The following is a 22268-nucleotide window of genomic DNA, read 5'->3' on the forward strand; positions in this document are numbered from 1 at the left end:
CGCGTAGAGGTTACAGCGTACATTCCAGGTATCGGACATAACCTGCAAGAGCACAGTGTGGTCTTGATTCGTGGCGGACGGGTAAAAGACCTTCCAGGGGTACGTTATCATATCGTTCGCGGCGCACTTGATACTGCAGGCGTTAACAATCGGAACCAATCTCGTTCGAAATACGGTACGAAACGTCCGAAAGTTAAAAAATCATAAGAATAGCTCTAATGGGTTATTGAAAAGCTTGAAATAACAACTACTAGAAGAAAGGGGGACTTTCTCATGCCACGCAAAGGTCCTGTAACAAAACGTGATGTGCTTCCAGATCCGCTGTATAACAGCAAGCTGGTAACACGCTTAATCAACCGCATTATGCTTGACGGTAAAAGAGGCGTTGCACAAACACTATTGTATGATGCTTTCAAACTGATTCAAGAACGCACGGGTAAAGATCCGATGGAAGTGTTCGAAGCAGCTTTGAAAAATATTATGCCAGTACTTGAGGTTAAAGCACGCCGTGTCGGCGGTGCAAACTACCAAGTACCTATCGAAGTTAAGCCAGAGCGCCGTACGGCACTTGGTCTCCGTTGGCTCGTGAACTACTCACGTAACCGCGGTGAGAAAACGATGGAAGAGCGTTTAGCTGCTGAAATTACAGATGCATCCAATAATACTGGAGCAGCTGTTAAGAAGCGCGAAGACACTCACAAAATGGCAGAAGCAAACAAAGCGTTTGCTCACTACCGCTGGTAGAATCTTAACATTCGAGAGGAGACAATTTTATGTCAAGAGAGTTCTCCTTGAAAAATACGCGTAACATCGGGATTATGGCGCATATAGATGCTGGTAAAACCACAACTACTGAACGGATCTTGTTTTTCACGGGCCGTACCCACAAAATCGGCGAGGTGCACGAAGGTGCAGCTACGATGGACTGGATGGAACAAGAACAAGAGCGCGGCATTACGATTACGTCTGCCGCGACTACCGCTCAATGGGATGGACACCGCATCAATATTATCGACACCCCGGGACACGTAGACTTCACAGTTGAAGTTGAACGTTCCCTACGCGTATTGGACGGGGCCGTAGGCGTTTTCAGTGCAAAAGAGGGCGTTGAGCCGCAGTCTGAAACTGTATGGCGTCAGGCTGACCGTTACGGCGTTCCGCGGATTGCATACATCAACAAGATGGACATCATTGGCGCAGACTTCCTAAATGTTATCAAGGACATGCGTGAGCGTCTGCAAGCTAATGCTGTAGCGATCCAAATTCCGATTGGCGCTGAAAATGATTTCCTAGGCGTAATCGATATTGTTGAACGCGTAGCATATACGTACAAAGATGATCTCGGGAAAGATCCTGAGAAAATCGCTATTCCTGCGGAGTACGCCGACCAAGTCGAAGAGCTTCGTACGGAATTGATTGAGAAGGTTGCCGAGCTGGACGAAGAATTAACGATGAAATATCTGGAAGGCGAAGAAATTACAATTCCAGAAATCAAAGCTGCACTCCGTAAGGGTGTTTGCGAAGTTAAAATCTTCCCAGTAATCGTTGGATCTTCTTACCGTAACAAAGGTGTTCAAATGATGTTGGATGCTGTAGTAGACTACCTGCCTTCACCACTCGATGTACCTTCAATTAAAGGTATACTTGAAGACGGTGAAGAAGGAGTACGTCCATCTTCAGACGAAGAGCCGTTCGCGGCTTTGGCTTTCAAAATCATGACTGACCCTTATGTTGGTAGACTGACGTTCTTCCGCGTTTATTCCGGAGTGCTGAAATCTGGTTCGTATGTTCTTAATTCAACTAAGGGCAAACGTGAACGGATTGGACGTATTCTTCAAATGCACGCGAATTCACGTCAAGAGATTTCGGAAGTTTACTCAGGTGATATTGCTGCCGCAGTTGGTCTTAAAGATACAACTACAGGTGACACACTTTGCGATGAGAAACATTCGATCATTCTTGAGTCTATGAACTTCCCTGAGCCGGTTATCTCGGTTGCGATCGAACCAAAAACGAAAGCTGACCAAGATAAACTAGGTATCGCAATTTCCAAATTGGCGGAAGAAGATCCTACTTTCCGTGCACATACGGATGAAGAAACAAACCAAACGATTATTTCTGGTATGGGTGAGCTTCACCTTGAAATTCTCGTTGACCGTATGTTCCGCGAATTCAAAGTGGAAACAAACGTTGGTAAACCGCAAGTTGCTTACCGTGAAACGTTCCGTGAAGCTGCGAAGGTTGAAGGTAAATTTGTACGTCAATCAGGTGGTAAAGGTCAATTCGGTCATTGTTGGGTTGAGTTTTCACCGCTTGAGCCAGGTTCAGGCTTTATATTCGAAAACAAAACAGTTGGTGGTTCAATTCCTCGTGAATTTATCGCTCCTATCCAGGCTGGTATTGAAGAGTCGATGAAGAACGGTGTAGTAGCCGGCTTCCCGCTCGTTGATGTCAAAGCTGTAGTTGTAGACGGATCTTACCATGATGTTGACTCCTCGGAGATGGCGTTTAAAATTGCAGGTTCGATGGCGCTTAAAGCTGCTAAAGAAAAATGTAAGCCAGTTCTTCTTGAGCCAATCATGAAGGTAGAAGTTACTGTTCCTGAAGAGTACATGGGCGATGTTATGGGTATGCTGAATTCCCGTCGTGGTCGTATCGAAGGTATGGATAGTCGCGCAGGTGCGCAAATTATTCGTGCTAAGGTACCTCTCTCCGAGATGTTTGGTTATTCCACAACACTACGTTCCGGTACACAAGGACGTGGCGTATTCTCCATGGAGCTTTCTCACTATGAAGAAGTTCCAAAATCGATCTCCGAAGAGATCATTGCTAAGCACAAAGGCGAGTAATTGCTTTTGTTCTTATAAACCATTTGCTTTTGGCCGTCACCTCAGTTTGCTTGCAAACCAGATGCCGGCCCACACATAAAAAATTCATGATATATTGAGGAGGCTCAAGTTCAATGGCTAAGGCTAAATTTGAACGTAACAAACCGCACGTTAATATCGGTACTATCGGTCACGTCGATCACGGTAAAACGACTTTGACAGCAGCTATCACAACTGTACTTTCCAAAAAATATGGCGGTGCTGCAATTGCATTTGACCAAATCGATAAAGCTCCAGAAGAGCGCGAGCGCGGTATCACAATCTCGACAGCTCACGTTGAGTATGAGACGCCTGCTCGTCACTACGCACACGTTGACTGCCCAGGTCACGCCGACTATGTAAAAAACATGATTACTGGTGCTGCTCAAATGGACGGAGCTATTCTTGTAGTTTCCGCTACTGACGGTCCAATGCCACAAACTCGTGAGCACATCCTGCTTTCGAAGCAAGTTGGCGTTCCTTACATCGTTGTATTCTTGAACAAATGCGACATGGTTGAAGACGAAGAGCTTCTTGAATTGGTAGAGATGGAAGTTCGTGACCTTCTTACTGAGTATGAGTTCCCAGGCGACGACACTCCGATTATTCGTGGTGCAGCACGTGAGGCTCTTGCTAACCCAGAGGGTCCTTGGGCTGACAAAATCATCGAGCTCTTTGAGCAAGTTGACACTTACATCCCAACTCCAGAGCGCGACACAGCTAAGCCTTTCCTTATGCCTGTCGAGGACGTATTCACAATCACTGGCCGTGGTACAGTTGCTACAGGTCGCGTAGAGCGTGGCGTTATCAAAGTAGGCGACGAGGTAGAAATTATCGGTCTTGCTGAAGAATCCCGTAAGTCCGTAGTAACAGGCGTTGAAATGTTCCGTAAATTGCTTGACTCCGCTCAAGCTGGGGACAACGTAGGCGCATTGCTTCGCGGTGTAGAACGCAGCAACATTGAGCGTGGACAAGTTTTGGCTAAACCGGGTTCGGTTAAACCACACACAAACTTCACAGCACAAATCTACGTTCTTACTAAAGAAGAGGGTGGCCGTCACAAGCCTTTCTTCACTGGTTACCGTCCACAGTTCTACTTCCGTACAACTGACGTAACGGGTATCATCAACCTTCCAGAAGGCACTGAGATGGTAATGCCAGGCGACAACATCACTGTAACGGTTGAGCTTATCGCTCCAATCGCTGTTGAAGAGGGAACTCGTTTCTCTATTCGTGAAGGCGGCCGTACAGTAGGCGCTGGCGCTGTAGCTTCTATCCAAAAATAAGGCAAAGCGGCTTTAGCCGCTGCGTTTAAAAAGAGCCCTCACTTCGGTGAGGGCTCTTTTAAGTTGTGATTACAAGAAATCCTTAATGTAGGTGGCATATTTTTATATTAAAGTTGTGATTGACTGTATACTCTGGCCCATTTAATATTAGGGAATAGTAAAATAGGGTCGTCTTTGCTCGATTTATGCGTACGCTAACGTACAGTCATAGTCTTTAATGAGAGAAAGCGATAAAGCTCAGCTGTGTCCGATTAGCTCCAAATGAGCAGCACCGAACAGGCGACGATAATAATGGAAGGGGATTAAGAGGATGAAAAGAAAGTTTTGGCTAAGCCTTGCACTTGCATCGGTTATGGTTATTACTGCTGCTTGCGGCGCAAACACAGGCAGTACTGGTAACACAGGAAACACAGGCAGCAATGTATCAACAAATGAAGGCAATGAAGCGAATACGGGAGGAGATCCTGAAAAGGTGTATAAAATTGCGATCTCTCAGGTTGTTGAGCATGCTTCGCTTGATGCAACACGTCAAGGCTTTATCGATGCGCTCAAGGATGCTGGCATTGAGGAAGGCAAGAATTTGGAAATAGATTTTAACAATGCACAAGGTGATGCAACTAACTTTAAAACTATTTCGCAGAAAATTGCAACTGGCGATAGCGATCTTGCATTGGGTATTGCAACTCCGACAGCACAAACTTTAGTCGATGATGTAACGGACAGACCTGTATTATTCGCAGCCGTTACAGATCCTGTCGACGCAGGTATTGTACCGCAATTAGCAGCACCTGGCGGCAATGTAACTGGTGCGGCCGATACAAATCCAGACGCAATTATTCAAACGATGGATTTCATAGCAGCTCATTTTCCTGATGTAAAAGCAGTTGGGCTTGTCATTAATGAAGGTGAAACCAATGCAGTTATTATGGCAAATATTGCGGAAGAAGCATTAGCTAAGCATGGTATCGAGCTTGTGAAGGCTCCAGTCGCTACATCCTCTGACGTAAAACAAGCGATTGATTCATTAGTTGGACGCGTACAAGCCTTGTATATCACACTTGATAATATGGTAGTTAGCGGCGCGGATGCTATCATTGAAGTGGCTAATGAAAATGACATTCCGTTTTTCTCCGCTGACCGCGATACAGTTGAGAAGGGTGCATTTGCAACAGTTGGTTTTAAATATTATGATCATGGTTACGAAGTAGGACAAATGGCCGTTGAGATTTTGAAAAACGGTAAAAATCCTGGCGAGATGGATGTTACGGTTCCACAGAAGCTGGACTTCATTATTAATATGAAAGCTGCTGCAGAGCAAGGTGTTACCGTTACGGACGAAATGAAAAGTATGGTTAAGGATCCAGGGAACAATATTATCGAGTAAGCTGCTGCTTTTTTGATAAAAATAATAAAAACATCGGATACATGGGGTGATCGGTACTATTCGTTCACCCCCTTGTTATGCTAGAGGAGGTATATCTATGCTGGTCTCCATGCAAGGTGCAGTAGAAAGTGGATTGTTATATGCACTTATGGCACTTGGCGTATACATTACGTTTCGCATTCTCGATTTTCCGGATTTAACGGTTGATGGAAGCTTTACGACAGGTGCTGCTATAGGCACGGTCATGACATTGAATGGTATAGCACCATGGATTGCGATTGTATGTGCTTTTTTAGGTGGTGCTTTAGCGGGTACATGTACGGGATTGCTTCATACAAAAGGCAAAATTAATGGATTGCTTTCAGGTATTATTATGATGATTGCTTTATATTCCATAAATCTGCGTATTTTGGGCAAACCAAATATATCGCTCAGGAATGAAGCTAATTTATTTGAAAATGTATCGATTCTTGTATTCATGATCATCTTCATCATCGTCGTGAAAATTACACTTGATTTGTTTTTTAAGACAGATCTGGGTTTAAGCCTAAGGGCCACCGGTGATAATGCTCGAATGATTCGAAGCTTTGGAGCCAACACAGACACTACAACGATTCTTGGTATCGCGTTATCCAATGCGCTCGTTGCTACTTCAGGCGGTTTGATTGCACATTATCAGAAGTTTGCTGACAACGGCATGGGTATCGGTATGATCGTCATCGGCCTCGCCTCCGTCATTATCGGTGAAGCTATATTCGGTGCGAAGACGATATTTAGAGCAACGCTGGCAGTTATATTGGGCTCTGTTATTTATCGAATTATTATTGCTTTTGCGATTCGAGTTGAATGGTTAGAGACATCCGATATGAAGCTGATTACAGCGATAATCGTAATTTTTGCGCTCATCATTCCTTATATGCGGAGAGTATGGAAGCAGAAAAGTCTGGCGCGCAAACGAACGGTTGAAGTGCTTGCTAAGCTTGAAGAAAAGCCACTGGGAGGTGGGCGCTGATGCTGGAAATTGCGAAGGTATCCAAGCTGTTCAATCCGGGTACGGTGGATGAGAAGACTGCTCTCGTAGCAGCGAATTTATATATGAAACCAGGCGATTTTGTTACCGTCATTGGAAGTAACGGTGCAGGAAAGTCGACACTAATGAATATTATTTCAGGCGTGATGCAGCCAGATGCCGGCGAAGTGCGCATCGATGGCAGGAATGTTAGCGGATTGTCTGAACACCAGCGCAGCAGGTGGATCGGCAGAGTGTTTCAAGATCCGATGGCTGGAACCGCTCCGCGCATGTCTATTGAAGAAAATTTGGCGATGGCTTATTCAAGAGGAAAGTCGCGCGGCTTCTCATTAGGAGTCACAAGAGCCAAGCGTGCTATCTTTAAGGAAGAGCTTCAGCGCCTGGGGATTGGCTTGGAGAATCGTCTCAGCGCAAAGGTTGGTCTATTATCAGGCGGAGAGAGGCAAGCGCTGAGCCTGCTTATGGCTACATTCACGAAGCCGCAAATCCTGCTCCTGGATGAGCATACGGCTGCACTGGACCCAGCTAGAGCTGAACTTATCACGACGCTTACTGAAAGCATAGTTCGTGAAATGAATCTGACGACATTAATGGTTACACATAATATGGAGCAAGCGATTCGTCTCGGTAATCGTCTGATTATGATGGACAAAGGTCGTATCATACTAGATGTGCCAGAAGACCGCAAGAAGGATCTTACCGTTGAGCAGCTGCTCGGCGAGTTTGAGCGAATAAGCGGCAAGAAACTGGCTGACGATCGAATCGTGCTTGGGTAAGTTTGAATGAAGACGTTACGGATATGGCAGTGAGAGGAAAGCTGATGAAACACTTCACTGCGTGAAAAGCAGGACGTTAACTCTTTAGCTGCCCGCTTTTCCCTCCGTTCCGTCTTCATTAAACATTTTCTTGATAATAAAGGAAAGCAGCGGCACTTGTTCGCTGCATTTATTTTGTTCTTACATGTTTTACTTGCTGATACAGCTGCTAATTCATTAAAACCAGGAGTCATATAAGACTAATTCTAGTGCAGAACAGCCGCATTGCCCGCTAAATAATCTTTTATGCAAAACAAGTAACATTATTGTTGCAATTGCCTAATTGATTCGGTATAATATTGACTGTTGGTCTGACGTTGCGATGATGTGAGAGGTTGCCGACACACCCGGCCCCTTTGCCATGGGGCATGTGTCAGGGTTTTTCTCGCGGAGTATGTCCGATAATAAATTGGGCGATAAAAGGAGGGACTTATATGGCAAAGCAAAAGATTCGTATTCGCTTGAAAGCATACGATCACAGAATTCTTGACCAATCCGCAGAGAAAATCGTTGAAACTGCAAAACGTTCCGGTGCAGGCGTATCCGGGCCGATTCCGTTGCCAACGGAAAAGCAAATCATCACTGTTCTCCGTGCGGTGCACAAGTACAAGGATTCACGGGAGCAATTCGAAATGCGCACTCATAAGCGCTTGATCGACATTGTTAACCCAACGCCGCAAACGGTTGATGCGTTGATGCGCCTGGATTTACCATCCGGTGTAGATATCGAAATCAAACTGTAATACCAGCATACGTGATTATAGAGAGGGAATGAGGTGTCAACATGAAAGGTATCTTAGGGAAAAAACTTGGTATGACTCAAGTGTTTACCGCTGATGGTAATGTCGTTCCAGTAACGGTTATCGAAGCTGGTCCTTGTGTAGTGCTGCAGAAGAAAGACCAAGAGAACGATGGCTATGAAGCCGTACAATTCGGTTTCTCCGATAAGAAAGAGTCAAGATCGATTAAGCCAGAGATCGGCCACGCTAGTAAAGCGGGAACGACTCCTAAGCGCTACGTTCGTGAGATTCGCGGAATTAACCTGGCTGATTATGAAGTTGGCCAAGAAGTGAAGGCTGATCTTTTCACTGAAGGCGAATTCGTTGACGTAACAGGTATTTCGAAAGGTAAAGGCTTTGCCGGCGTTATCAAGCGTTGGGGACAAAGCACTGGACCAATGTCTCACGGTTCCCGTTACCACCGCGGACCGGGTTCGATGGGTTCCATCCAAGCGAACCGCGTACCAAAGGGTAAACGTCTACCAGGACATATGGGTACAGAAACGGTTACGATTCAAAAGCTTGAAGTTATCCGTGTAGATGCAGAGCGTAACGTTCTTCTTGTAAAGGGATCGATTCCTGGTCCTAAAAACGGATTTGTAAAAGTAAAACAAACGGTTAAGAACTAATTGCTCTTAAAGAAAGGAGGAACAGAAATGCCTAAAGTAACAGTATTCAACGTGAGCGGCGCTCAAGTTGGCGAAGTGGAACTGGCTGAATCGGTTTTCGGTATCGAGCCGAACAAGCATGTTCTCCACAGCGCTGTCGTTCTTCAGCAAGCTGCTGAACGTCAAGGTACGCACAAAACAAAAGGACGCTCTGAAGTACGCGGCGGCGGTCGTAAGCCTTGGAAACAAAAAGGTACTGGCCGTGCTCGTCAAGGTAGCATTCGCTCCCCGCAATGGGTTGGCGGCGGTACAGTATTCGGACCGACTCCACGCTCTTACGGATTCAAGCTTCCTAAGAAAGTTCGTCGTCTTGCGATCAAATCCGCATTGTCCTCGAAAGTTATCGCGAGCGAAATTATCGTTCTTGATCAACTGACATTCGCGGCTCCTAAGACGAAAGAGTTCGCAACGATCCTTAACAACCTTAAAGTTGACCGTAAGGCGCTTATCGTTACGGCTAACTACGAAGATAACGTAGCATTGTCTGCTCGTAACATTCCAGGTGTGAAGTTCGTCGCAGCTGACGGCATCAATGTTCTGGATGTACTGGTATATGACAAACTCATCATTACCAAAGAAGCAGTAGAGAAAGTACAGGAGGTGCTTGCGTAATGAAAAATCCACGCGATATTATCAAGCGCCCGGTTATTACGGAACGTACGAGCGATTACATGGCTAACAAACGTTATGTGTTTGAAGTCGATCTTCGTTCGAACAAAACCGAAATCAAAAATGCAATTGAACAAATCTTCAAAGTAAAAGTAACCGGCGTTAACACAATGCGTGTAGCGGGTAAACCGAAGCGTTATGGTAAACATAGCGGCTACAGACCGGATTGGAAAAAAGCGATCGTTCAACTGAGCGCTGACAGCAAAGAACTTGAATTCTTTGAAACGTCTGTTTAGAAAAGGAGGGAATCGAAGTGCCAATCAAAAAGTACAAACCGACATCTCCAGCTCGTCGTAACATGTCCGTCTCGACTTTCGAAGAGATCACGACAAGTACACCGGAGAAATCGTTGCTTGCTCCGCTTTTCAAAAAAGCTGGACGTAACAACCAAGGTAAAATTACGGTTCGTCACCATGGCGGCGGACACAAACGTAAATACCGTATCATTGACTTCAAACGTAACAAGGACGGCATCATTGGTAACGTTGCGACGATCGAATACGATCCGAACCGTACATCCAATATCGCTTTGATCCACTACGTTGATGGTGAGAAAGCATACATCATCGCACCAAAAGGCTTGAAAGTCGGCGATCAAATCATGTCCGGCCCTACAGCTGATATTAAAACTGGTAACGCGTTGCCGCTTGTGAATATCCCAGTCGGTACAGTTATCCACAACATCGAATTGAAACCAGGCAAAGGCGGACAATTGGTTCGTGCTGCTGGTACGGAAGCTCAACTTCTTGGTAAAGAAGAAAGATACGTATCGATTCGTTTGGGCTCCGGCGAAGTTCGCCGCATTCTAAATACTTGCCGTGCTACAATCGGTTCCGTAGGAAACGAAGATCACGAGCTTATCAAAATCGGTAAAGCTGGCCGTTCCCGTTGGATGGGCAAGCGTCCTGAAGTCCGCGGTGTTGTCATGAACCCTAACGATCACCCACACGGTGGTGGTGAAGGCCGTGCTCCAATCGGACGCAAGTCGCCTATGTCTCCATGGGGCAAGCCGACTCTTGGATACAAAACACGCAAGAAGAAAAAAGCATCGAGCCAATATATTATTCGTCGTCGCACGAAGTAATAATCGCTTGATTCAAATCGCGTGATATCGATATCACGCTCTCGTGAAGGGAGGAACTCGAATGGGTCGCAGTTTAAAGAAAGGGCCGTTTATTGACGGTTACCTGCTTAAAAAAGTCGAGGATTTGAACGAAGGTAATAAAAAAGTCGTTATCAAAACCTGGTCCCGCCGCTCGACCATTTTCCCGCAATTCATTGGTCACACGTTTGCAGTATATGATGGACGCAAGCACGTGCCGGTCTATGTGACGGAAGATATGGTTGGACACAAGCTCGGTGAATTTGCACCGACTCGTACGTACAAAGGTCACGCAGGCGATGACAAAAAAACGGGCAGACGTTAATTTGCCCTTAAACATCTCTAAATGAACGAGAGGAGGTTCCTACATGCCAGAAGCTAAAGCGCACGTTAAATTCATTCGTATTGCTCCTCGTAAAGCACAGCTGGTTGCGGATTTGATTCGCGGCAAGCAGGTTGGTGAAGCAATCGCAATTTTGCGTCACACGCCGAAGTCTGCATCCCCAATTATGGAGAAGCTGCTTAACTCAGCTATTGCGAATGCTGAGCATAACTATCAGCTGGATGTGAACAAATTGTTCATCTCGCAAGCTTTCGTAAACCAAGGACCGACGATGAAACGTTTCCGTCCTCGTGCTATGGGACGCGCAAGCCGGATTAATAAAAGAACCAGCCACATTACCTTGGTGGTATCTGAAAAATAAGGAGGGATTACGTGTGGGTCAAAAGGTAAATCCAGTAGGCTTCCGGGTCGGAGTTATCCGTGATTGGGAGTCCAAATGGTTCGCGGGCAAAGATTTCGGCGATCTTCTTATGGAAGACGTTAAAATCCGTGAATATTTGAAAAACAAGCTGAAAGACGCAGCAGTTTCTCACATTGAGATCGAACGTGCAGCTAACCGCGTGAACGTAACGATCCAAACCGCAAAACCAGGTATGGTTATTGGTAAAGGCGGTTCCGAAGTAGAAAACCTGCGTACTGCGCTTGGAAAAATCACTAACGGCAAAAAAGTACACATCAACATTTCTGAAATCAAACATGCAGATCTTGACGCTATTCTTGTAGCGGAAAGCATCGCACAACAACTTGAGCGTCGTGTATCTTTCCGTCGCGCATTGAAGCAAGCAATTCAACGCTCCATGCGTTCAGGTGCTAAAGGGATCAAAACCGCAGTTAGCGGTCGTCTCGGTGGCGCGGAAATCGCACGTTCGGAAGGCTACAGCGAAGGAACAGTTCCACTTCATACGCTGCGCGCAGATATTGACTACGGCACAGCAGAAGCACATACAACTTACGGTCGTATCGGCGTAAAAGTATGGATCTATCGCGGCGAAGTCCTTCCGATTAAGAAGAAAGCTCCCCAGGAAGGAGGCAACTAATCATGTTGGTACCTAAACGTGTCAAACACCGCAAACAACAACGCGGACATATGAAGGGTCGCGCTAAAGGCGGCACTACAGTAGCGTTTGGAGAATTTGGTCTTCAAGCTCTAGAACCATCATGGATCACTAACCGTCAGATCGAAGCGGCTCGTATTGCTATGACTCGTTACATCAAACGTGGCGGTAAAGTTTGGATCAAAATTTTCCCTGATAAGCCAATAACTCAAAAGCCTCTTGAGGTTCGTATGGGTAGTGGTAAAGGTAACGTTGAGAAATGGGTAGCCGTAGTTAAACCAGGTAAAATCCTGTTTGAACTTGCAGGTGTATCCGAAGAAACAGCTCGTGAAGCGATGCGTCTTGCGGCTCACAAACTGCCGATCAAAACGAAGTTCGTGAAGCGTGAAGAAGTGGGTGGTGAAGCAAATGAAAGCTAGTGAATTTAGAAACCTAACCTCTGCTGAGCTTGAACAACAGGTCGCTGGTTTTAAAGAAGAGCTTTTCAACCTGCGTTTCCAACTGGCAACAGGCCAACTGGACAACCCGACTCGTATCCGTGATGTGCGTAAGGAAATAGCTCGTGCTAAAACGATTTTGCGTGAAAGAGAACTCGGAATCAGCAGCTAGTATTAACCTTATACGAAAGCATAATCACGGTTGAAGGAAGGAGGAAGAACATGAGCGAACGCAATGCCCGCAAAGTTCTAATTGGCAAAGTCGTAAGCGACAAGATGGACAAAACAATCGTAGTTGCTATTGAGACATACAAAAAACACGATTTGTACCATAAACGCATTAAAGTTACGAAAAAATTTAAAGCACACGATGAAGGAAACCAAGCGAAAATTGGCGACATCGTGAAAATCATGGAGACTCGTCCGCTTTCCAAAGACAAGCGCTTTAGACTTGTAGAAGTTGTAGAAGTAGCTGTTGTACTTTAATAAGCGTATCTAGTTCCTAAGCATTTTCCCGAAAGGAGGACGTTGAAATGATACAACCATTTTCGCGCTTAGCTGTCGCTGACAACTCCGGCGCTAAAGAATTGATGTGTATCCGTGTACTTGGTGGAACGGGACGTCGCGTTGGTCACATTGGCGATTTGATCGTTTGTTCCGTCAAACAGGCAACACCAGGCGGCGTTGTCAAAAAGGGTGACGTTGTTAAAGCGGTTATCGTTCGCACGAAGCGTTCGGTTCGCCGTAAAGACGGTTCCTACATCGCATTCGATGAGAATGCTGCAGTAATCGTTAAGGAAGACAAGAGCCCACGCGGCACTCGTATTTTTGGACCAGTTGCTCGTGAGCTTCGCGATAGAGATTTCATGAAAATCGTATCGCTTGCTCCAGAAGTTATCTAATAAAGAACTCTATATAAGCTTGAAAGCACAAGCGTGCAGGAGGTGTAACTCATGCCAAGGCTGAAAAAAGTACTTGAATCCCATAACAATAAATTGCACGTGAAGAAAGACGACACGGTCATCGTCATTACCGGTAAAGACAAAGGTAAGAAAGGCCGCGTTATCGCTGCGTATCCTCGTGAAAACCGCGTTCTCATTGAAGGTGTAAACATGGTGAAGAAGCATACGCGTCCTTCCCAAGCGAACCCGCAAGGCGGCATTATCGAGCAAGAAGCGGCAGTACACGTGTCAAACGTTATGCATATTGATCCGAAGAGCGGTAACGTAACGCGTATCGGATACAAAGTGCTGGACAACGGTAAAAAAGTTCGGTACGCGAAGCGTTCCGGAGAAGTAATCGACTAATCGTTACGGTAGGAAAGGAGGTCCATGAACAATGGCAGCAAGATTGAAAGGTCGTTTTCTAAACGAAATAACTCCTGCTCTAATGCAGAAGTTCAACTATACGTCTGTTATGCAAGTGCCGAAAATCGAGAAAGTTGTTATCAACATGGGGGTAGGCGAAGCGGTTTCCAATTCGAAAATCCTTGATGTAGCTGTTGAAGAACTACGTATCATTTCCGGTCAAAAGCCAGTCGTTACTCGTGCAAAGAAGTCTATTGCAGGCTTCAAGCTTCGTGAGAACATGCCAATCGGAGTGAAAGTAACATTACGCGGTGAGCGTATGTACCACTTCCTTGACAAACTGTTCAACATTTCTCTTCCGCGCGTACGTGACTTCCGTGGTGTATCGAACAAAGCGTTCGACGGTCGCGGTAACTACACGCTTGGTTTGAAAGAGCAGTTGATTTTCCCAGAGATCGAGTACGATAAAGTCGATAAAGTGCGCGGTATGGATATCGTCATCGTCACGACGGCAAAAACGGACGAAGAATCTCGTGAGCTGCTGACCCAAATGGGCATGCCGTTCACGAAGTAATCCACTTTTAGGAGGTGTAATACCCAGTGGCAAAAACTTCGATGAAAGTGAAGCAGCAACGCACACCGAAATTCAAAGTGCGTGCATATACGCGCTGTGAGCGTTGCGGCCGTCCGCATTCTGTTTTGCAAAAGTTTAAAATTTGCCGGATTTGTTTCCGCGAGTTAGCACACAAGGGCCAGATTCCTGGCGTTAAAAAAGCAAGCTGGTAATAAGCCTAGTTCGGGAAGGAGGTTAACACAATGGTTATGTCTGATCCGATTGCAGATATGCTGACGCGCATTCGTAATGCGAATGTAGTTCGTCACGAAACGGTTGAAATGCCCGCTTCGAAAATCAAGAAGCAAATCGCAGAAATTTTGAAGCGCGAGGGTTTTATCCGCGATGCTGAATATATCGAAGACAACAAACAAGGGATTATTCGTATTTTCTTGAAATACGGCCCTAACCAAGAGCGCGTTATTACAGGTTTGAAGCGTATCTCCAAACCAGGTCTTCGCGTTTACTCACAATCAACTGAAATCCCACGCGTATTGGGCGGCCTTGGAATTGCAATTATTTCCACGTCCAAAGGGGTTATGACGGATAAAGAAGCTCGTCAGGTTAAATCCGGCGGCGAAGTCGTTTGCTACGTTTGGTAAGTAACAAGTCACAAAGACAGGAGGTGTAACAATGTCCCGTATTGGTCGTAAACCGATCCAAGTGCCTAACGGCGTAAGCATTAACTTGGACAACACAGTTATTACTGTTAAAGGACCGAAAGGTACGCTTTCCCGCGAAATTCACAAGGATATGAAAGTGAATGTTGCGGAAACTGAAATCGTAATCGAACGTCCTTCCGACAATAAATTGCATCGTTCTTTACACGGAACTACTCGCAGCATCATCGCTAACATGGTGAGCGGCGTTACTGAAGGCTTCTCGAGAAATCTTGAGCTGGTAGGCGTAGGTTACCGTGCAAACAAAACCGGCGATAAGATCGTTCTTAACGTTGGTTATTCCCACCCGGTGGAAATTGTTCCCGAGGCTGGTATTGAGTTCGATGTTCCTGCGAACACCAAAATTACAGTTCGCGGTATCGACAAGGAGCGCGTTGGCGCAGTTGCTGCTCAAATCCGTTCCGTACGTGAGCCTGAACCTTATAAAGGTAAAGGTATCAAGTATGAAGGCGAGCGCATCATCCGCAAAGAAGGTAAAGCTGGTAAGAAAAAATAAGCAAACGTCACGTTTGCTTAAGATAGCTTCTTAAGGCATTGAGAAAGGAGTGAACCTTGAATGATTACGAAGGGCGATAAAAACAAGGCACGTCTGAAAAGACACCTACGTGTTCGTAAAAAAATTAACGGTACAGCTGCACGTCCGCGTCTATCTGTATTCCGTTCCTCCAAGCATATGTACGCACAATTAATCGATGATGTAGCAGGTGTAACGCTAGCGTCGGCGTCCACACAAGACAAAGAATTGACTGGCGAAATCGGCAACGGTGGTAACATCGAAGCGGCTGCTAAAGTCGGCGAATTGATTGCAAAGCGCGCTCAAGCGAAGGGTGTTACCCAAGTCGTTTTTGATCGCGGCGGTTACTTGTATCACGGTAGAATTCAGGCGCTTGCTGCAGCAGCACGCGAAGCTGGCCTGGAATTCTAATCGACTTTACTTATAAGGAGGTTAAATGACTTGCGTGTAGATCCTAATACGTTAGAACTGACTGAAAAAGTTGTTAATATCAATCGCGTAGCGAAGGTTGTAAAAGGCGGACGCCGTTTCAGCTTTAGCGCGCTTGTAGTAGTCGGCGACGGCAAAGGCTACGTTGGCGCAGGGATCGGTAAAGCAGGCGAAGTACCTGATGCGATTCGCAAAGGTATTGAGGATGCTAAGAAAAACCTGATCCATGTTCCACTCGTAGGAACAACAATTCCTCACCTTGTACTCGGACATTTCGGCGCTGGAGAAGTTCTCCTGAAGCCTGCTTCCGAGGGTACTGGTGTTATTGCCGGCGGCCCGGTTCGTGCAGTACTTGAACTTGCTGGCGTTGGCGACATTTTGACGAAATCCCTAGGTTCTTCGAACTCCATGAACATGGTTAACGCGACGCTTGAAGGTCTTTCCCGTTTGAAACGTGCGGAAGATGTTGCGAAGCTTCGTGGAAAAACAGTCGAAGAGCTGTTACGCTAAGGAGGGAAATACGATGGCTAAATTGCAAATCACCCTCGTTCGCAGTTTAATTGGCCGCAACGAGAAACAACGTGCAACGGTAGAAGCTTTCGGTCTTCGCAAGATTCGCCAGTCCGTTGTTTTGAACGATAGCCCAGCTATCCGCGGCATGGTTAACTCCGTTAATCACTTGATAAAAGTAGAAGAAGTTTAAGAATAGACTAAAGGCTAAGCCGCCAGTGGTCGGTTTTAGCCGTTTATGCTTGCAGAATTAAATAAGGAGGTGCACGAACGATGAAATTGCATGAGCTAGCACCAGCACCGGGCTCGACTCAAGCGCCTAAGCGCAAGGGTCGCGGTATCGGATCCGGTAATGGTAAAACAGCCGGTAAAGGTCACAAAGGTCAAAACGCTCGTTCCGGCGGCGGCGTTCGTCCTGGTTTCGAGGGCGGACAAAACCCTTTGTATCGTCGAGTGCCGAAACGCGGATTTAACAACCGTTTCCGTACAGAGTATGCGATTGTCAACATTGAAGAGCTTAACAGCTTTGCAGCAGGGACAGAAATCACTCCAGAAGTTCTCATCGAGCAAGGTATCGTAAAGAACCCGCTCGCAGGAATCAAAATTTTGGGTAATGGTGAAATTAACGTTTCACTTACTGTAAAAGCAAGCAAGTTCTCTCAATCTGCGGTAGAGAAAATCCAGGCTGCCGGCGGTAAAACCGAGGTGATCTAATTGTTCAAGACCGTGTCCAACATTTGGAAGGTGGCGGATCTTCGTACAAGGATCCTCTTCACTCTTTTCATCTTATTAATTTATCGTATCGGTTCTTTTATTCCGGTACCTGATGTTAACAAGGATGTGTTTAAGCAGGTTGATTCAGCCGGAGCGGATCTGTTCGGCTTGCTTAACACGTTTTCTGGAGGAGCATTGTTCCAGTTCTCCATCTTCGCAATCGGAATCACGCCATATATTACAGCATCGATTATCGTGCAGCTGTTATCGATGGATGTTATTCCTAAGTTTGCGGAATGGGCGAAGGAAGGCGAGAACGGTAAACGTAAGCTTGCTCAAATTACCCGTTATGGTACGATTGTACTTGGTTTGGTCCAAGGTTTCGCAACGGCAATCGGATTTAACCGTCAATACGGTTATGAGATGATTGTTGGCGCGACCTTCGTAGATTATCTGGTAATCGCGATTATCTTGACTGCGGGTACAGCATTCTTGATGTGGCTAGGTGAGCAAATTACGGAGAAAGGAATCGGCAACGGTATTTCGGTTCTAATCTTTGCGGCGATCATCGCAGGAATTCCAGGTCACATTCGGACGATCTATGAAGATCAATTCGTAGGCGCTCAAGATCAGTTGTTCTTGAATATCGTCAAGGTGGTTCTGATCGTGGTTGCGATCATCGCAATCATTGTTGGTGTCATCTTCGTACAGCAAGGTATTCGCAAAATTCCAGTACAATACGCTAAACGCGTTGTTGGTCGGAAAATGTACGGCGGACAGTCGACACACATTCCGATGAAAGTAAATGGCGCAGGCGTTATTCCAGTAATTTTCGCGGTATCGCTAATCATGTTCCCGATTACGATCGCTCAGTTCTGGTCCACTGCGGCTTGGGCTGATTGGATCATTCACAACATGAATTATGACCAGCCGCTTGGTATGGTATTGTACGTGCTGTTAATTATCGGTTTCACATTCTTCTACACCTTTGTGCAAATTAATCCGGTGCAAATGGCTGATCAGATGAAGAAGAACGGCGGATACATTCCAGGTATTCGTCCAGGCAAGCCAACCTCGTCTTACTTGACGCGCGTGATGTCGCGCATTACGTTGACGGGCGCAATCTTCCTGGCTCTTATCTCTGTTCTTCCGGTGTTCTTCGGAGCACTTGCTGGATTACCGCGCTCAGTGCAGCTAGGCGGCACCTCCTTGCTCATCGTAATCGGGGTTGCCCTTGACACAATGAAGCAAATTGAGAGCCAGTTGATCAAACGCCATTACAAAGGGTTTATCAATAAATAACAATAGGTTCTAAACGGGCTTTTCGCTTTCGTCAACGATGGTGGCGCGAAAGCCCGCACGAGCCTATTGTGCTTAAAGCGAGGAACTCGGCAATGAACATTTTATTCATGGGCCCTCCGGGAGCCGGTAAAGGTACGCAAGCTGAACGAATCGTGGAAGAGTTCGGAATTCCTCACATTTCCACTGGCGATGCTTTTCGCCTCGCTATGAAACAAGGAACCGCACTCGGAATCAAAGCGAAGGAGTATGTCGATCAAGGCCTGCTCGTTCCTGATGAGATTACGAACGGTATCGTTAAAGAACGTCTTGAACTAGACGATTGCAAAAAAGGGTTTTTGCTTGATGGTTTCCCTCGTACACTTCAGCAAGCCGAAGCGCTTGACGGAATGCTGTCCGAGCTTGGCCGCAGCATTGACCATGTAGTAAACCTGAAGGTTGACCGCAGTTTTCTGCTTGCTCGTCTCACAGGTAGACGAATTTGCAAAACATGTGGAACAACGTATCATGTGGTCTTTAACCCACCTAAGGTTGAAGGCATTTGCGACAAGGATGGCGGCGAGTTGTATCAGCGTTCAGATGATACAGAGGAAAAAGTGGGCACGCGGCTGGATGAGTATACATCCAAAACTGCGCCTCTGCTTGATTACTACAGCGCTAAAAGTCTTCTGCGCGAAGTCGATGGCGAGAAAGACATTGATGTTGTAACATCTGACATCATTGCTTGCTTGCGAGGTTCATTGTAATGATTATATGCAAATCCGAATCGGAACTGCGATATATGAGGGAAGCTGGACGCATCGTTGCGGAAACGCATCGGCTAATGGCGCAGGCTGTGAAACCAGGCATCACGACTCGTGAGCTTGACCAAATAGCTGACACGTACATTAAAAGCCAAGGTGCAGTACCATCCTTCAAGGGTTACAATGGTTTTCCTTCAAGCATTTGCGCTTCTGTGAATGACGAGCTGGTGCATGGCTTCCCTGGTTCACGCAAGCTGAACGAAGGCGATATTATTAGTATCGATATCGGTGCGCAGTATGAAGGTTATCATGGCGATTCAGCTTGGACCTATGCGGTCGGAGCAGTATCACCTGAAGTCCAAAAGCTGCTTGATGTAACGGAAGCTTCGCTTTACGCAGGGCTTCAACTAGTCAAACCTGATGTCAGATTGTATACAATATCGCATGCGATCCAGAAGGTTATTGAAGATGCAGGCTTCTCTGTAGTGCGGGAATACGTAGGGCACGGAATCGGCGCGGACCTCCATGAGGAACCACAAATACCGAACTACGGCATACCGGATCGCGGACCTCGTCTCAAAACAGGAATGGTGTTTGCAATTGAACCAATGGTCAACATCGGTGAACGATATGTCCGTACGCTTGAAGATAATTGGACGGTCGTAACGGAAGACGGCTCATGGTGCGCTCATTTTGAGCATACAGTAGCCGTGACAGAGGACGGCTTTGAAATATTGACCATTTTGCCGCAGCAACCGGAGGCTTAGCGATGGATGCTCGTCCCCAGATTGGTCAGTTCGTCAAAGTACTTCGCGGTAAAGACGAAGATTGCTTTGCCGTAATAATAGCGATCATTGATGAACGATTTGTCATGATTGCCGATGGCGGCAAGCGTAAATTCGATCAACCGAAGAAAAAGAACGTTCTGCATCTCGAGTTACAGCCTGCCATTAGTCAAGAGGTTTCAAGCAGCTTGTTAGAAACAGGCAGAGTGACCAATACCAAGTTACGTTATGTAATTCAGAAGTTTGCTTATGCGAAAGGAGAATGACGGTGGCTAAGGAAGACGTCATTGAGGTCGAAGGTACGGTTATTGAACCGTTGCCGAATGCCATGTTCAAGGTGGAGCTGGAGAACGGACATCAAATTCTCGCACACGTTTCCGGTAAGCTCAGAATGCACTTTATCCGCATCCTGACTGGAGACAAAGTGGTTATACAGTTATCGCCTTATGATTTATCAAGAGGGCGCATCACCTATCGGAAGTAGGCCATAAGGGCCTGCTTGCGAAAGATTCGGGAGGTAATCACAATGAAGGTTAGACCTTCGGTTAAGCCGATCTGCGAAAAATGCAAAGTCATTCGTCGTAGAGGCAACGTTATGGTGATTTGTGAAAATCCGAAACACAAACAAAAACAAGGATAGAAGGAGGGGAATATAGCCTATGGCACGTATAGCTGGTGTAGACTTGCCGCGTGACAAACGCGTCGAAATCGCCCTGACGTACATTTTCGGTATCGGCAAAACAACGTCGCAAAAACTATTGAAAACAGCTGAAGTTAACTTCGACACTCGCGTTCGCGATTTGACAGAAGATGAATTGGCTCGCCTGCGCGAAGCAATTGATAAATCTGTTAAAGTAGAAGGCGACCTTCGTCGTGAAATTTCGCTTAACATTAAGCGTCTGACTGAAATTGGCTGCTACCGTGGTCTTCGTCACCGTCGTGGATTGCCTGTTCGTGGTCAACGTACTAAAACGAATGCTCGTACGCGTAAAGGTCCACGTCGGACTGTAGCTAACAAGAAGAAATAAGAAGGGAGGATAATCGACAATGGCTAAACCAAAAAAAGTCGTTCGCACAAAACGTCGCGACCGGAAAAATATTGATACTGGCGTTGCGCATATCCGCTCGACGTTCAACAATACGATCGTTACGATCACGGATCCGCACGGTAATGCAATCTCTTGGGCAAGCTCAGGTAACCTTGGCTTTAAAGGTTCCCGTAAAAGCACGCCGTTCGCAGCCCAAATGGCTGCTGAATCCGCAGCGAAAGCAGCGATGGAGCATGGCATGAGAACTGTCGAAGTGATGGTTAAAGGACCAGGCGCCGGCCGTGAAGCAGCAATCCGCTCGCTTCAAGCTGCTGGTTTGGAAGTTAACCTCATTAAAGACGTAACACCAGTTCCTCATAACGGATGCCGTCCACCGAAACGTCGTCGCGTATAGTTGGATTCTTGGTGGTATCAAATAACAACAACTTGTGAATAATGGTTGTGAAGGTTTGGCATACTACAAGGTTTGACTTAAAATAACGGTAAGGTAACGGAGCGACGTTTGAAGGAGGGTACTATTAGTGATTGAGATCGAAAAGCCGAAAATCGAAACCGTAGAACTGAATGACGAAGGAACATACGGACGTTTCGTCGTCGAGCCGCTGGAACGCGGATACGGCACGACGCTTGGAAATTCGCTTCGCCGAATTTTATTGTCGTCTTTGCCGGGTGCAGCAGTAACCTCGGTTCAAATCGACGGAGTGCTTCACGAGTTCTCTACGGTTCCCGGAGTGATTGAGGATGTGACCGAAATCATTCTGAACCTGAAGGGCCTCTCGTTGAAAATCCACTCCGATGAAGAAAAGGTGTTGGAAATTGACGCGGAAGGCGAAGGGAATATTACAGCGGGCGACATTCGAGCTGACAGCGATGTCGAGATTTTAAGCCCTGATCTTCACATCGCAACCTTGGCCTCCGGCGCGCGGCTCCATATGCGGGTTTTTGCTAATCGGGGACGCGGTTACGTGCAAGCGGACCGCAACAAGAAGGACGAACAACCGATTGGGGTAATCCCCGTTGATTCGATATACACGCCAATTACTCGCGTTAACTATAGCGTAGAGAATACCCGCGTCGGTCAAGTAACAAACTATGACAAGCTAACGCTTGAGGTTTGGACCGATGGCAGTATTAGACCGGAAGAGGCTGTAAGCCTCGGCGCTAAAATTTTGACCGAGCATTTGGACTTG

Annotated in this window: 37 protein-coding genes; all 37 read left to right on the forward strand. The window is 46.4% G+C overall.

The genetic code is table 11. The features are described from left to right. Window positions 1-207, forward strand: a 207-nt coding sequence (gene rpsL / locus ACO9K6_RS19130; protein ID WP_424769148.1) for a 30S ribosomal protein S12, incomplete at its 5' end; no start/stop codon positions are given. Between the two features lie 66 nt (window positions 208-273). Beyond that, the gene (gene rpsG / locus ACO9K6_RS19135) at window positions 274-744 is read left to right on the forward strand and encodes a 30S ribosomal protein S7 (RefSeq protein ID WP_028609662.1); all 471 of its coding nucleotides are present in this window, start codon (window positions 274-276) and stop codon (window positions 742-744) included. A 29-nt stretch (window positions 745-773) separates the two neighbouring features. Continuing rightward, a complete protein-coding gene (fusA, locus tag ACO9K6_RS19140; protein ID WP_424769149.1) occupies window positions 774-2849 on the forward strand; it encodes an elongation factor G in 2076 nt (691 codons plus the stop codon). A 113-nt stretch (window positions 2850-2962) separates the two neighbouring features. After that, window positions 2963-4153, forward strand: a complete 1191-nt coding sequence (tuf, locus tag ACO9K6_RS19145; RefSeq protein WP_424769150.1) for an elongation factor Tu — start codon at window positions 2963-2965, stop codon at window positions 4151-4153. Window positions 4154-4463: 310 nt separating this feature from the next. Beyond that, window positions 4464-5537, forward strand: coding sequence for an ABC transporter substrate-binding protein (locus ACO9K6_RS19150; RefSeq protein ID WP_424769151.1), 1074 nt, complete (start codon window positions 4464-4466; stop codon window positions 5535-5537). Window positions 5538-5634: 97 nt separating this feature from the next. Then, the gene (locus tag ACO9K6_RS19155; RefSeq protein WP_424769152.1) at window positions 5635-6549 is read left to right on the forward strand and encodes an ABC transporter permease; all 915 of its coding nucleotides are present in this window, start codon (window positions 5635-5637) and stop codon (window positions 6547-6549) included. Beyond that, the gene (locus ACO9K6_RS19160) at window positions 6549-7343 is read left to right on the forward strand and encodes an ABC transporter ATP-binding protein (RefSeq protein WP_424769153.1); all 795 of its coding nucleotides are present in this window, start codon (window positions 6549-6551) and stop codon (window positions 7341-7343) included. Before ACO9K6_RS19155 ends, ACO9K6_RS19160 begins: the two co-directional genes overlap by 1 nt. A 473-nt stretch (window positions 7344-7816) precedes the next feature. Further along, a complete protein-coding gene (gene rpsJ, locus ACO9K6_RS19165; protein WP_006037947.1) occupies window positions 7817-8125 on the forward strand; it encodes a 30S ribosomal protein S10 in 309 nt (102 codons plus the stop codon). A 41-nt stretch (window positions 8126-8166) separates the two neighbouring features. After that, window positions 8167-8790, forward strand: a complete 624-nt coding sequence (gene rplC / locus ACO9K6_RS19170; RefSeq protein WP_424769154.1) for a 50S ribosomal protein L3 — start codon at window positions 8167-8169, stop codon at window positions 8788-8790. Window positions 8791-8817: 27 nt separating this feature from the next. Continuing rightward, the gene (gene rplD / locus ACO9K6_RS19175; protein ID WP_424769155.1) at window positions 8818-9441 is read left to right on the forward strand and encodes a 50S ribosomal protein L4; all 624 of its coding nucleotides are present in this window, start codon (window positions 8818-8820) and stop codon (window positions 9439-9441) included. After that, the gene (gene rplW, locus ACO9K6_RS19180; RefSeq protein ID WP_424769156.1) at window positions 9441-9734 is read left to right on the forward strand and encodes a 50S ribosomal protein L23; all 294 of its coding nucleotides are present in this window, start codon (window positions 9441-9443) and stop codon (window positions 9732-9734) included. The genes rplD and rplW overlap by 1 nt, the downstream gene beginning before the upstream one ends. Window positions 9735-9751: 17 nt before the next feature. Next, window positions 9752-10582, forward strand: a complete 831-nt coding sequence (gene rplB / locus ACO9K6_RS19185) for a 50S ribosomal protein L2 (RefSeq protein WP_424769157.1) — start codon at window positions 9752-9754, stop codon at window positions 10580-10582. 61 nt (window positions 10583-10643) lie between these two features. Further along, window positions 10644-10925: a 30S ribosomal protein S19 gene (gene rpsS / locus ACO9K6_RS19190; RefSeq protein WP_224726602.1), complete on the forward strand. Its 282-nt coding sequence runs from the start codon at window positions 10644-10646 to the stop codon at window positions 10923-10925. A gap of 43 nt (window positions 10926-10968) precedes the next feature. Next, entirely contained in the window at window positions 10969-11304 is a 336-nt protein-coding gene (gene rplV / locus ACO9K6_RS19195; protein WP_424769158.1) for a 50S ribosomal protein L22, read from the forward strand. 13 nt (window positions 11305-11317) lie between these two features. Then, window positions 11318-11980, forward strand: coding sequence for a 30S ribosomal protein S3 (gene rpsC / locus ACO9K6_RS19200; RefSeq protein WP_424769159.1), 663 nt, complete (start codon window positions 11318-11320; stop codon window positions 11978-11980). Between the two features lie 2 nt (window positions 11981-11982). Beyond that, complete coding sequence (rplP, locus tag ACO9K6_RS19205) at window positions 11983-12417, forward strand: 50S ribosomal protein L16 (protein WP_424769160.1); 435 nt, start codon at window positions 11983-11985, stop codon at window positions 12415-12417. Further along, window positions 12407-12607 (forward strand): 50S ribosomal protein L29, encoded by a 201-nt coding sequence (gene rpmC / locus ACO9K6_RS19210; protein ID WP_424769161.1) that lies wholly within the window; start codon window positions 12407-12409, stop codon window positions 12605-12607. The genes rplP and rpmC overlap by 11 nt, the downstream gene beginning before the upstream one ends. Window positions 12608-12657: 50 nt before the next feature. Then, complete coding sequence (rpsQ, locus tag ACO9K6_RS19215) at window positions 12658-12921, forward strand: 30S ribosomal protein S17 (protein ID WP_424769162.1); 264 nt, start codon at window positions 12658-12660, stop codon at window positions 12919-12921. Window positions 12922-12968: 47 nt separating this feature from the next. Continuing rightward, window positions 12969-13337: a 50S ribosomal protein L14 gene (rplN, locus tag ACO9K6_RS19220; protein WP_028609644.1), complete on the forward strand. Its 369-nt coding sequence runs from the start codon at window positions 12969-12971 to the stop codon at window positions 13335-13337. A gap of 51 nt (window positions 13338-13388) precedes the next feature. Next, window positions 13389-13742 carry a 50S ribosomal protein L24 gene (gene rplX, locus ACO9K6_RS19225; protein ID WP_424769163.1) on the forward strand — a complete coding sequence of 118 codons (354 nt, stop codon included), beginning with the start codon at window positions 13389-13391 and terminating at the stop codon, window positions 13740-13742. 31 nt (window positions 13743-13773) lie between these two features. After that, complete coding sequence (rplE, locus tag ACO9K6_RS19230) at window positions 13774-14316, forward strand: 50S ribosomal protein L5 (protein ID WP_053373908.1); 543 nt, start codon at window positions 13774-13776, stop codon at window positions 14314-14316. A gap of 26 nt (window positions 14317-14342) precedes the next feature. Then, window positions 14343-14528: a type Z 30S ribosomal protein S14 gene (locus tag ACO9K6_RS19235; RefSeq protein WP_037291562.1), complete on the forward strand. Its 186-nt coding sequence runs from the start codon at window positions 14343-14345 to the stop codon at window positions 14526-14528. A gap of 30 nt (window positions 14529-14558) precedes the next feature. Beyond that, on the forward strand, window positions 14559-14957 hold the full coding sequence (gene rpsH, locus ACO9K6_RS19240) for a 30S ribosomal protein S8 (RefSeq protein WP_424769164.1): 399 nt from the start codon (window positions 14559-14561) through the stop codon (window positions 14955-14957). Between the two features lie 31 nt (window positions 14958-14988). Next, entirely contained in the window at window positions 14989-15531 is a 543-nt protein-coding gene (gene rplF / locus ACO9K6_RS19245; protein WP_424769165.1) for a 50S ribosomal protein L6, read from the forward strand. A 60-nt stretch (window positions 15532-15591) separates the two neighbouring features. After that, window positions 15592-15960, forward strand: a complete 369-nt coding sequence (gene rplR / locus ACO9K6_RS19250) for a 50S ribosomal protein L18 (protein WP_424769166.1) — start codon at window positions 15592-15594, stop codon at window positions 15958-15960. A 30-nt stretch (window positions 15961-15990) separates the two neighbouring features. Then, entirely contained in the window at window positions 15991-16488 is a 498-nt protein-coding gene (gene rpsE, locus ACO9K6_RS19255; RefSeq protein ID WP_114383975.1) for a 30S ribosomal protein S5, read from the forward strand. 13 nt (window positions 16489-16501) lie between these two features. Beyond that, the gene (gene rpmD, locus ACO9K6_RS19260; RefSeq protein ID WP_424769167.1) at window positions 16502-16681 is read left to right on the forward strand and encodes a 50S ribosomal protein L30; all 180 of its coding nucleotides are present in this window, start codon (window positions 16502-16504) and stop codon (window positions 16679-16681) included. 80 nt (window positions 16682-16761) lie between these two features. Next, a complete protein-coding gene (rplO, locus tag ACO9K6_RS19265) occupies window positions 16762-17202 on the forward strand; it encodes a 50S ribosomal protein L15 (protein ID WP_424769168.1) in 441 nt (146 codons plus the stop codon). Further along, window positions 17203-18504 carry a preprotein translocase subunit SecY gene (gene secY, locus ACO9K6_RS19270; RefSeq protein ID WP_424769169.1) on the forward strand — a complete coding sequence of 434 codons (1302 nt, stop codon included), beginning with the start codon at window positions 17203-17205 and terminating at the stop codon, window positions 18502-18504. Between the two features lie 92 nt (window positions 18505-18596). After that, window positions 18597-19247, forward strand: coding sequence for an adenylate kinase (locus ACO9K6_RS19275; protein WP_424769170.1), 651 nt, complete (start codon window positions 18597-18599; stop codon window positions 19245-19247). Then, window positions 19247-20011 carry a type I methionyl aminopeptidase gene (map, locus tag ACO9K6_RS19280; RefSeq protein WP_424769171.1) on the forward strand — a complete coding sequence of 255 codons (765 nt, stop codon included), beginning with the start codon at window positions 19247-19249 and terminating at the stop codon, window positions 20009-20011. Before ACO9K6_RS19275 ends, map begins: the two co-directional genes overlap by 1 nt. 2 nt (window positions 20012-20013) lie before the next feature. Beyond that, window positions 20014-20295, forward strand: coding sequence for a hypothetical protein (locus tag ACO9K6_RS19285; protein ID WP_424769172.1), 282 nt, complete (start codon window positions 20014-20016; stop codon window positions 20293-20295). A 2-nt stretch (window positions 20296-20297) separates the two neighbouring features. Further along, a complete protein-coding gene (gene infA / locus ACO9K6_RS19290) occupies window positions 20298-20513 on the forward strand; it encodes a translation initiation factor IF-1 (protein WP_015847200.1) in 216 nt (71 codons plus the stop codon). Between the two features lie 42 nt (window positions 20514-20555). Then, window positions 20556-20669: a 50S ribosomal protein L36 gene (gene rpmJ, locus ACO9K6_RS19295; protein ID WP_122906754.1), complete on the forward strand. Its 114-nt coding sequence runs from the start codon at window positions 20556-20558 to the stop codon at window positions 20667-20669. Between the two features lie 19 nt (window positions 20670-20688). Next, the gene (rpsM, locus tag ACO9K6_RS19300; protein WP_056635935.1) at window positions 20689-21057 is read left to right on the forward strand and encodes a 30S ribosomal protein S13; all 369 of its coding nucleotides are present in this window, start codon (window positions 20689-20691) and stop codon (window positions 21055-21057) included. A 19-nt stretch (window positions 21058-21076) separates the two neighbouring features. Beyond that, window positions 21077-21472: a 30S ribosomal protein S11 gene (rpsK, locus tag ACO9K6_RS19305; RefSeq protein ID WP_028609630.1), complete on the forward strand. Its 396-nt coding sequence runs from the start codon at window positions 21077-21079 to the stop codon at window positions 21470-21472. A gap of 127 nt (window positions 21473-21599) precedes the next feature. Further along, on the forward strand, window positions 21600-22268 hold a 669-nt coding region (locus ACO9K6_RS19310; protein WP_424769173.1), incomplete at its 3' end, for a DNA-directed RNA polymerase subunit alpha.

The sequence above is a fragment of the Paenibacillus praedii genome (genome assembly GCF_049725345.1).
GTDB lineage: Bacteria > Bacillota > Bacilli > Paenibacillales > Paenibacillaceae > Pristimantibacillus.

Coding starts and splice junctions, on each gene's coding strand:
- rpsJ (WP_006037947.1), top strand. CDS start 7,817: ATGGCAAAGCAAAAGATTCGTATTCGCTTGAAAGCATACGATCACAGA.
- rplN (WP_028609644.1), top strand. CDS start 12,969: ATGATACAACCATTTTCGCGCTTAGCTGTCGCTGACAACTCCGGCGCT.
- rplC (WP_424769154.1), top strand. CDS start 8,167: ATGAAAGGTATCTTAGGGAAAAAACTTGGTATGACTCAAGTGTTTACC.
- fusA (WP_424769149.1), top strand. CDS start 774: ATGTCAAGAGAGTTCTCCTTGAAAAATACGCGTAACATCGGGATTATG.
- map (WP_424769171.1), top strand. CDS start 19,247: ATGATTATATGCAAATCCGAATCGGAACTGCGATATATGAGGGAAGCT.
- rpsM (WP_056635935.1), top strand. CDS start 20,689: ATGGCACGTATAGCTGGTGTAGACTTGCCGCGTGACAAACGCGTCGAA.
- rplR (WP_424769166.1), top strand. CDS start 15,592: ATGATTACGAAGGGCGATAAAAACAAGGCACGTCTGAAAAGACACCTA.
- ACO9K6_RS19155 (WP_424769152.1), top strand. CDS start 5,635: ATGCTGGTCTCCATGCAAGGTGCAGTAGAAAGTGGATTGTTATATGCA.
- rpmJ (WP_122906754.1), top strand. CDS start 20,556: ATGAAGGTTAGACCTTCGGTTAAGCCGATCTGCGAAAAATGCAAAGTC.
- ACO9K6_RS19275 (WP_424769170.1), top strand. CDS start 18,597: ATGAACATTTTATTCATGGGCCCTCCGGGAGCCGGTAAAGGTACGCAA.
- rplD (WP_424769155.1), top strand. CDS start 8,818: ATGCCTAAAGTAACAGTATTCAACGTGAGCGGCGCTCAAGTTGGCGAA.
- rpsS (WP_224726602.1), top strand. CDS start 10,644: ATGGGTCGCAGTTTAAAGAAAGGGCCGTTTATTGACGGTTACCTGCTT.
- rpsQ (WP_424769162.1), top strand. CDS start 12,658: ATGAGCGAACGCAATGCCCGCAAAGTTCTAATTGGCAAAGTCGTAAGC.
- rpmD (WP_424769167.1), top strand. CDS start 16,502: ATGGCTAAATTGCAAATCACCCTCGTTCGCAGTTTAATTGGCCGCAAC.
- rplF (WP_424769165.1), top strand. CDS start 14,989: ATGTCCCGTATTGGTCGTAAACCGATCCAAGTGCCTAACGGCGTAAGC.
- rpmC (WP_424769161.1), top strand. CDS start 12,407: ATGAAAGCTAGTGAATTTAGAAACCTAACCTCTGCTGAGCTTGAACAA.
- ACO9K6_RS19160 (WP_424769153.1), top strand. CDS start 6,549: ATGCTGGAAATTGCGAAGGTATCCAAGCTGTTCAATCCGGGTACGGTG.
- ACO9K6_RS19285 (WP_424769172.1), top strand. CDS start 20,014: ATGGATGCTCGTCCCCAGATTGGTCAGTTCGTCAAAGTACTTCGCGGT.
- rpsG (WP_028609662.1), top strand. CDS start 274: ATGCCACGCAAAGGTCCTGTAACAAAACGTGATGTGCTTCCAGATCCG.
- rpsK (WP_028609630.1), top strand. CDS start 21,077: ATGGCTAAACCAAAAAAAGTCGTTCGCACAAAACGTCGCGACCGGAAA.
- rplX (WP_424769163.1), top strand. CDS start 13,389: ATGCCAAGGCTGAAAAAAGTACTTGAATCCCATAACAATAAATTGCAC.
- rplP (WP_424769160.1), top strand. CDS start 11,983: ATGTTGGTACCTAAACGTGTCAAACACCGCAAACAACAACGCGGACAT.
- ACO9K6_RS19150 (WP_424769151.1), top strand. CDS start 4,464: ATGAAAAGAAAGTTTTGGCTAAGCCTTGCACTTGCATCGGTTATGGTT.
- tuf (WP_424769150.1), top strand. CDS start 2,963: ATGGCTAAGGCTAAATTTGAACGTAACAAACCGCACGTTAATATCGGT.
- rpsH (WP_424769164.1), top strand. CDS start 14,559: ATGGTTATGTCTGATCCGATTGCAGATATGCTGACGCGCATTCGTAAT.
- rplV (WP_424769158.1), top strand. CDS start 10,969: ATGCCAGAAGCTAAAGCGCACGTTAAATTCATTCGTATTGCTCCTCGT.
- rplE (WP_053373908.1), top strand. CDS start 13,774: ATGGCAGCAAGATTGAAAGGTCGTTTTCTAAACGAAATAACTCCTGCT.
- rplO (WP_424769168.1), top strand. CDS start 16,762: ATGAAATTGCATGAGCTAGCACCAGCACCGGGCTCGACTCAAGCGCCT.
- rplW (WP_424769156.1), top strand. CDS start 9,441: ATGAAAAATCCACGCGATATTATCAAGCGCCCGGTTATTACGGAACGT.